This window comes from Nitratireductor sp. ZSWI3, from assembly GCF_024655565.1.
GTDB lineage: Bacteria > Pseudomonadota > Alphaproteobacteria > Rhizobiales > Rhizobiaceae > Nitratireductor.
In genome coordinates, this window is the sequence record NZ_JANKOF010000159.1 from 1 (window position 1) to 5,970 (window position 5,970).

The 5,970-nt window shown below is 65.6% G+C and carries 8 protein-coding genes; 6 read left to right on the plus strand and 2 right to left on the minus strand.

Annotation, left to right across the window (positions count from 1 at the left end):
* The 6 genes from NUU27_RS24660 to NUU27_RS24685 form a co-directional block, all read left to right on the plus strand.
* The coding region (locus NUU27_RS24660) for an NAD(P)H-dependent glycerol-3-phosphate dehydrogenase (RefSeq protein ID WP_374568118.1) at window positions 1–460 on the plus strand (460 nt) is incomplete at its 5' end.
* Window positions 461–476: 16 nt separating this feature from the next.
* Window positions 477–773: a YciI-like protein gene (locus tag NUU27_RS24665; protein ID WP_257764947.1), complete on the plus strand. Its 297-nt coding sequence runs from the start codon at window positions 477–479 to the stop codon at window positions 771–773.
* On the plus strand, window positions 773–1,198 hold the full coding sequence (locus NUU27_RS24670) for an EVE domain-containing protein (RefSeq protein ID WP_257764948.1): 426 nt from the start codon (window positions 773–775) through the stop codon (window positions 1,196–1,198). Before NUU27_RS24665 ends, NUU27_RS24670 begins: the two co-directional genes overlap by 1 nt.
* Window positions 1,153–1,851 (plus strand): methyltransferase, encoded by a 699-nt coding sequence (locus tag NUU27_RS24675; protein WP_257764949.1) that lies wholly within the window; start codon window positions 1,153–1,155, stop codon window positions 1,849–1,851. Before NUU27_RS24670 ends, NUU27_RS24675 begins: the two co-directional genes overlap by 46 nt.
* Before the next feature lie 115 nt (window positions 1,852–1,966).
* Window positions 1,967–2,242 (plus strand): helix-turn-helix domain-containing protein, encoded by a 276-nt coding sequence (locus NUU27_RS24680; protein WP_257764950.1) that lies wholly within the window; start codon window positions 1,967–1,969, stop codon window positions 2,240–2,242.
* A 67-nt stretch (window positions 2,243–2,309) separates the two neighbouring features.
* Window positions 2,310–4,007 (plus strand): SulP family inorganic anion transporter, encoded by a 1,698-nt coding sequence (locus tag NUU27_RS24685; protein WP_257764951.1) that lies wholly within the window; start codon window positions 2,310–2,312, stop codon window positions 4,005–4,007.
* A 74-nt stretch (window positions 4,008–4,081) separates the two neighbouring features.
* Here the strand turns inward: NUU27_RS24685 and NUU27_RS24690 are convergent, their stop codons facing one another.
* Window positions 4,082–4,681, minus strand: coding sequence for a septation protein A (locus NUU27_RS24690; RefSeq protein WP_257764953.1), 600 nt, complete (start codon window positions 4,679–4,681; stop codon window positions 4,082–4,084).
* A 50-nt stretch (window positions 4,682–4,731) separates the two neighbouring features.
* The coding region (gene ftsY / locus NUU27_RS24695; RefSeq protein WP_257764952.1) for a signal recognition particle-docking protein FtsY at window positions 4,732–5,970 on the minus strand (1,239 nt) is incomplete at its 5' end.

Here is a 5,970-nt window from a genome sequence, read left to right on the forward strand (position 1 = left end):
CTATTCGACCGACGACCTGACAGGCGTCGAGATCGGCGGGGCGCTGAAGAACGTGCTGGCAATCGCCGCCGGCGCCACTAGCGGAGCGGGCCTCGGGGCCAGCGCGGCGGCCGCGCTCATCACACGCGGCTTTGTCGAGCTGCGCCGTGTCGGCGCCGCCTTCGGCGCGCGGCCGGAGACGCTGATGGGGCTTTCCGGCCTCGGCGATCTGATCCTCACCTGCGGATCCGAGCAATCGCGCAATTTCGCCTATGGAGTGGCGCTGGGGCGCGGCGAGAGCCTTAAGGGCCGGCCGCTTGCCGAAGGGGTGCATACGGCCGGCATCGCCGCGCGGATCATACGCGAACGCGGGCTGGAAGCGCCGATCATCGAGAGCGTGACCGAGATCCTGCACGATCGGCTGACGGTCGGAAAGGCGATGCAGGCGCTGCTTTCCCGACCACTGAAGAGCGAAAACTGACATCGGAGAGGAAACCATGATCTTCGCCATCATCTGCAAGGACAAGCCGGGGCATCTGGAAACCCGGATGGGCACGCGGCCCCAGCACCTGGATTATCTCAACGGGCTCAATGAAAACGGCACGCTGAAATTCGCCGGCCCGTTCCTCGACGCCGAGGGCAAGCCCTGCGGCAGCCTCGTCGCCATCGAGGCGGAGAACGAAGCGGCCGCCGGCGTGATCGCGGCTGCGGATCCCTACGCCCTTGCCGGCCTGTTCGAATCGTTCGAGATACGGGCCTGGAACTGGGTCTTCAACAATCCGGAGAATGCGTGATGGCCTATTGGCTGTTCAAGTCCGAGCCCACCTCCTGGTCCTGGGAGATGCAGAAGAAGAAGGGCGACGAGGGCCAGCAATGGGACGGCGTGCGCAACTACCAGGCACGCAACAACATGCGTGAGATGAAGCTCGGCGACCTCGGCTTCTTCTATCATTCGGTGAAGGAGACCAGCGTCGTCGGCATTGTCGAGGTCTCGGCGCTCGCACATCACGATTCGACCACCGACGATCCGCGCTGGGAATGCGTCGACATCCGCGCCGTCAAGGACATGCCGAACCCGGTGACGCTCGCCGACATCAAGGCCAACCCGAAGCTCTCCGAGATGGTGCTGGTCAACAATTCGCGCCTTTCCGTGCAGCCGGTGAGCGCCGCCGAATGGGCCGAAATCTGCCGCATGGGCGGGCTCGACAAGGCGCCGTGACCCCGATCACCCCGGCCGGTGCCGAGGATTTCATCCGCGCCAACACAGCCCTCACTTCGCCACCGCATGTGCCCGAGATCGTGCTTCATCTGGCCGACGAGGCGCACGATCTGTGGAAGCGCACCGAGGAGGAGCTCGCGGAAATCGGCCTGCCGCCGCCGTTCTGGGCCTTTGCCTGGGCCGGCGGCCAGGGGCTGGCGCGCCATCTGCTCGATCACCCCGAAACGGTGCGCGGCAAGACCGTGCTCGACTTTGCGACCGGCTCCGGCCTGCTCGCCATCGCCGCCGTGAAGGCTGGCGCGAGCGCCGTTCTGGCCGCCGACATCGACCCGTTTTCACCCGCCGCCTGCCGGCTCAACATGACGGCCAACGGGGTGCGTTTCGACGTGACGCAGGACGATCTCATCGGCAGGGACGGCGCCTGGGACGTCATCCTTGCCGGCGATGTGTTCTACGACAGGGCGATGGCCGAGGCGCTGGTGCCCTGGTTCGAAGCGCTCGCCGCAAAGGGCAGGACGGTGCTGATCGGCGATCCGGGGCGCAGCTATCTGCCCAGGGAGCGGCTTGCCGAGCGTGCGGTCTACACCGTGCCGGTGACCCGTGCGCTGGAGGATGCCGAGGTGAAGCGCACCACGGTCTGGCAATTTTCCTGAAACACTGTCGAAACGAGGAACCTTCAGCCCTCAATCATCAGCCTTCAGCCATCAATAATGATGTTCTAGACATCAATCATAAAATCTCATATATGCATCGTCAGACGGAGCGCCAATGATAACCGCAGCACAAATGCGCGCCGCCCGCGCCCTTCTGGGCATAGATCAGAAGCAGCTTGCCGAGCTTTCGGGAGTGTCCCTCCCGACCATCCAGAGGATGGAAGCCAGCGAGGGCAATGTGCGCGGCGTGGTCGATACGCTTTCCAAGGTCGTCGAGGCACTGGGCGCGGCCGGCATCGAGTTGATCGGCGACAACATGCCGAGCACCGGGACCGGCCGTGGCGTGCGCTTCAAGGAGCCTGCGGCTGCCGCAAGGGGCAAATCCGTCTGAACGCATGCAACGGCGACCGCCTGCCTGATGCCGACGGCCCCGCTGCCGATGGCATGAGGAAGTCACGATGCTCGCCCGTATGCAGCGATCCGGTTTCGCGGCGCTTTTCACTCCCAAGCTCGTCACCGTGCTGCGCGAGGGCTATGGGCTCGACGCCCTCAGGGCCGACATCGTCTCGGGCCTCACCGTGGCCATCATCGCCCTGCCGCTGTCGATGGCGATCGCCATCGCCTCCGGCGTGCCGCCGGAGCGCGGGCTTTACACGGCGATCGTCGGCGGCTTCCTGGTTTCGGCTCTCGGCGGCAGCCGCTTCCAGATCGGCGGACCGGCGGGCGCCTTCATCGTGCTGGTCTTCGCCACGGTCCAGACGCACGGCATCGAGGGGCTGATCCTCGCCACCTTCCTCTCCGGCTTCATACTGCTCGCCATCGGCTTCCTGAGGCTTGGCACGTTCATCAAATACGTGCCCTATCCGGTGACCGTCGGCTTCACCTCCGGCATCGCCGTCATCATCCTGGCAAGCCAGTTGAAGGATTTCTTCGGCCTGACGCTCTCGGGCCAGGAACCCGGCCCGTTCATCCCCAAGCTGCAGGCACTGGCGGCCGCCATGCCGACCATCAACGCCGCCGCGGTGGTGCTGGCGCTCGGCTCGGTCGCCGTCATCGTCGGGCTGCGCCGCTGGCGGCCGCATTGGCCGGGCTTCCTCATCGCCGTCGCGCTGGCGACCGTCGTCGCCTCGGCGCTCGACCTGCCGGTGGAGACGATCGGCACGCGATTCGGCGGCATTCCGCAATTGCTGCCGGCGCCGAGCCTTCCCGCCCTGTCCTGGGGCAAGATCGTCGAGGCGCTGCCCGCCGCCCTCTCCTTCGCGCTCCTCGGCGGCATCGAGAGCCTGCTGTCGGCGGTCGTCGCCGATTCCATGACCGGCCGCCGCCACCGCTCGAATTGCGAACTTGTGGCGCAAGGGGTGGCCAACATCGGCTCCTCCCTGTTCGGCGGCATCTGCGTGACCGGCACCATTGCCCGCACGGCGGCCAATGTGCGCGCCGGCGCGCGCGGCCCGGTCTCGGGCATGCTGCACGCCCTGTTCCTGCTGGCCTTCATGCTGGTCGCCGCACCGCTGGCGCGCTTCATCCCGCTTGCCGCCCTTTCGGCCATTCTGGCCGTGGTGGCCTGGAACATGGCCGAAAAGCACCAGTTCGCCGCCCTCTTACGCTCCTCGCGCGGCGATGCGGTGGTGCTTCTGATCACCTTCCTGCTGGTGGTGTTCCGCGACCTGACCGAGGGCATCCTGGTCGGCTTCGGCCTTGGCGCGTTGCTCTTCCTGCACCGCATGTCCGAAGCGGTGCGTGTCGAGCATGGCGTCGCCTCGATCGCCGACCGGCCGGACAATGGCGAGCAGCCCTATTCGCCGCAGATCGCCACAGATGACGATGTCGTCGTCTACCGGATCTCAGGCGCCTTTTTCTTCGGCGCGGCGGCCGCCGTCGGCGCGGCGCTCGACCGCATCGGCGGCCAGCCGCGAGCCTATGTCATCGACATCTCGTCCGTCAGCTTCCTCGATTCGACCGCGGCCGCGACGATCGAGGGCTTCGTGCGCAAGGCGCGCCAGAGCGATGCCACCGTCTACCTGGTCGGCGCCAGCCCGTCGATCCGCAAGCTGCTGCGCACGCACGGCCTGCGCCCCCCGCAACTGCGCTTCTACAGCGCCTTGAAAGATGCGGTGGCGGCGGCGAGACGGGGGAAGAGCGAGAATAGGGAATAGGGAATAGGGAATAGGGAATAGGGAATAGGGAGCAATAAAGGAAACCGCTCCCGCACCACCCCATTCGCTACTCACTATTCGCTATTCGCTCTCCCCTCCAACGAATGCCGCATGATCAGCGGCATCTGGCTCATGGTGAAGAGGATGGTGATGGGCATGATGCCCCACACCTTGAAGGCCACCCAGGCATCGGTGGAGAAGAGGCGCCACACCACCTCGTTGACGACGGCCAGGAAAAGAAAGAACAGCCCCCATCGCAGCGTCAGCTTGCGCCAGCCCTCGGCATCCAGCTTGAAGGCCGAATCGAACACGTAGCCGAGCAGGGACTTGCCGAGGGCGAGGCCGCCGAGCAGCACCACGCCGAACAGCGAGTTGACGATGGTCGGCTTCATCTTGATGAAGGTCTCGTTGTGCAGATAGAGCGTCAGCGCGCCGAAGATCAGCACGACCACTCCGGACACGAGCGGCATGATCGGCAGGGTGCGCGTCAGCCCCCACGAAACCGCCAGGGCGATCACCGTCGCCGCCATGAACAGGCCGGTCGCCATGAAGATCGGCCCGCCGAGGGCGGTGAGGGCCGGCACCCGCTCGGCCAGCCACTCGCCGCGCGCATTGACGAAGAAGAACACGAGGAGCGGCCCCAGCTCCAAGGCCAGCTTCAGGAGCGGGTTCATCTCCCTGCGCTTCGGGTCGGACGGATCCCGCTCGAAAATCTGGTTCTCGTTCACTCGGACACTCCCGCGATCGCCTTGGCGAAATCGCTTGCAGAAAAAGGCTCCAGGTCGTCGACACCTTCGCCGACGCCGATGAAATAGACCGGCAGCTTGTGCTTGGCGGCAATGGATACCAGGATGCCGCCCCGCGCCGTGCCGTCGAGCTTGGTCATCACCAACCCGTTGACGCCCGCAACATTGCGGAAGATTTCGACCTGATTAAGGGCATTCTGGCCCGTCGTCGCATCCACCGTCTGCAGCACGGTGTGCGGCGCTTCCGGGTCGTGCTTGCCGAGCACCCGAACGATCTTTTCCAGCTCCGCCATCAGCTCGGCCTTGTTTTGCAGGCGCCCCGCCGTGTCGATGATGAGAACGTCGGAACCTGCATCCTTGGCCTTCTGGTAGGCGTCGAAGGCAAGGCCTGCCGCATCCGCGCCGAGCTTGGAGGCGACGACGGGCGATCCAGTGCGCTCGCCCCAGATCTTGAGCTGCTCGATGGCCGCCGCGCGGAACGTGTCGCCGGCGCCCAGCGTCACCGACAAGCCGCCTTCCGTCAGCTTCGCCGCCAGCTTGCCGATCGTGGTCGTCTTGCCGGTACCGTTGACGCCGACGACCAGGACGACATGCGGCTTGTGCGACAGATCGAGCTCCAGCGGCATCGCCACGGGCTTCAGGACCTTCTCGATCTCCTCCGCCATCACGGTCTGCACTTCCTCGCCGGAAATGTCCTTGCCGTAGCGACCGGCGGCCAGCGCGTCGGTCACGCGCATCGCGGTTTCCAGGCCAAGATCGGCGCGCAGCAGCACATCCTCGAGGTCCTGCAGCGTGTCTTCGTCCAGCTTGCGCTTGGTGAAAATGCCGGCGATGTTGTCGCGCAGCTCCCGCGACGACCGGGAGAGCCCCTCGCGCAGACGCTGATACCACGTCTTCTTCGGCTCAGGCGCGGCTGCCGGGGCTTCTCCACGCTTTTGTTCGACGGATTTGGCAACAGTGACGGTGCCCGCCGGCATGGCCGGAATTGTACCATGCGCTTCCTGCTCCGCCTCCAGTGTAACAGGTTTCTCTATGCCGGCTTCGCCGGAACCCCCACCCTCGTCCCCCTCCCCCTTGAGGGGAGGGGTTAGGGGTGGGGGTGAAGGCGCGGCTTCTCCACTTTCAGCGATATTTTCTGGCTCTGGCTCTGGCTCTGGCTCTGGCTCTGGCTCTGGCTCTGGCTCTGGCTCTGGCTCTGGCTCTGGCTCTGGCTCTGG